Below are 1,466 nucleotides of genomic sequence, written 5' to 3' on the forward strand. Positions count from 1 at the left end.
CACACTTAACCTAACCAAACAACAGTTATTAGGGTTTGATACCCTAATTTTTTTTTGCCAGAATGCAATGGAAAGCAACAGATATCCATCAATATATATAGATATCAACGCTTTGACAGGAATTTTGAAGACGAACTATATTCAAAATGTGGAAGAAAAGGGGGAGGGATAGTGACAGAAAAACTGCTTAAACCAAGCAAGGTTGCCGAGCTATTATCAGTTGACTCGTATACTGTGAAAAAATGGTGTCGCGAAGGTAGGGTCCAGGCAAAAAAGGTGCAAGGAATGTGGCGTATTCCAGAGTCAGAGGTTTATAAATTAATCAGCGATGGGGGAGATGAAAGGGAGCATGGGGATTCAGGAGAAAATCTCCCGAATTGCGGACCGTGAAGAAAAGAAAATCAGAAGTCTGTTAAACATGGAGCCACAACCATACTTAACCAAAAGCAATGATATTTGCGCTTTTTGCTATCAGGAGAAAAAACGATCAGAAATAAAAATATGCCAAGATCCTGCCGGATTATGGGATGACGGGATCAAGGCATGCAAAGAATGTGTTGAAAAATTAGACTTAATCGAATTATACAACAAAAAGGCGATTGATTACCACGGATTAACACTGGCGATTCTTAGGATTCGCGGTGAAAAAGCGTGAATCCTGCAAAGGAGGTGATTAGGTATGTTCCTTCATGGTGAACCGCCGGCAGTTTAAACCGCCAACAATTTAATACTTATCCCCTAATGCCATTCTCAACGATTCTCAACGACTCTTTAGGGAGGGGTAACCCCACCCCTCCACTTTTTGTGCAAAATACTTCTTCTTTTCATTATATAAAACTCTACATAGAGGAGTGTATACAGTATGAAAAAGATTGGATTAATCGGCCTGTCGATGCTGTTACTTGCCGGGTGCGGACCCGATGATGTTGATACTGGAGTTAAAGCGACCAACGAACAGACCAAACAAGAAGTCAAAGCTGAAAAAGCTGACGAAAAGCGATTCAAAGCAAATGCCTCTACTGAAGCACTCGGAGTCAAGGTAAACATTGCAGAGGTTGTCATCAAGCCGGATCGAATTGAGGTCGGCATGAACTTGGAGAACACAAACTCAGACCAAGTCACCTGGTGGCCTGATCAAGAAGGGAAAATTGTTGTCGGCGATAAGCAATTAAACGCCAACATGTTTATGGGTGATTCAGTTGGTGGCGAGATTGCAGGCGGTGTCAAACAAAATGGCGTTCTAACTTTCTTGACCAATAATAATGACCGTCTGGACCCCAAGTCAGTCAAAGAAATCAAAATGGATTTAGGCGAAGTGATGTCATCCGATTTTATGAACACCAAAAAGGTTGAGTTTGAAATCAAAGTGCAATAAGGAGGATAGACAATGAGCCGGACAACAGAATTTGTTCTTGGGCTTATCGGTGGGATTTTCGGTTTTGGTGGTGCACTGTTTGCTATCTTTT

General features: G+C 41.7%; 3 protein-coding genes. All 3 read left to right on the top strand.

Translation table 11 applies throughout. The annotated features are described in order from the left end of the window. Positions 1-171 precede the first annotated feature (171 nt). The 3 genes from H1R82_RS14895 to H1R82_RS03410 all read left to right on the top strand — a co-directional run bounded on the left by H1R82_RS14895 (position 172) and on the right by H1R82_RS03410 (position 1,375). Positions 172-390, top strand: a complete 219-nt coding sequence (locus H1R82_RS14895) for a helix-turn-helix domain-containing protein (RefSeq protein WP_062843338.1) — start codon at positions 172-174, stop codon at positions 388-390. Next, positions 338-655: a hypothetical protein gene (locus H1R82_RS03405; protein ID WP_181821592.1), complete on the top strand. Its 318-nt coding sequence runs from the start codon at positions 338-340 to the stop codon at positions 653-655. Before H1R82_RS14895 ends, H1R82_RS03405 begins: the two co-directional genes overlap by 53 nt. A gap of 207 nt (positions 656-862) precedes the next feature. Further along, complete coding sequence (locus tag H1R82_RS03410) at positions 863-1,375, top strand: hypothetical protein (protein ID WP_181732633.1); 513 nt, start codon at positions 863-865, stop codon at positions 1,373-1,375. The last annotated feature ends 91 nt before the right edge of the window (positions 1,376-1,466 follow it).

The sequence above is a fragment of the Thermoactinomyces intermedius genome, assembly GCF_013912365.1.
Taxonomy (GTDB): Bacteria; Bacillota; Bacilli; order Thermoactinomycetales; family Thermoactinomycetaceae; genus Thermoactinomyces; species Thermoactinomyces intermedius.

Coding starts and splice junctions, on each gene's coding strand:
- H1R82_RS03405 (WP_181821592.1), top strand. CDS start 338: ATGAAAGGGAGCATGGGGATTCAGGAGAAAATCTCCCGAATTGCGGAC.
- H1R82_RS03410 (WP_181732633.1), top strand. CDS start 863: ATGAAAAAGATTGGATTAATCGGCCTGTCGATGCTGTTACTTGCCGGG.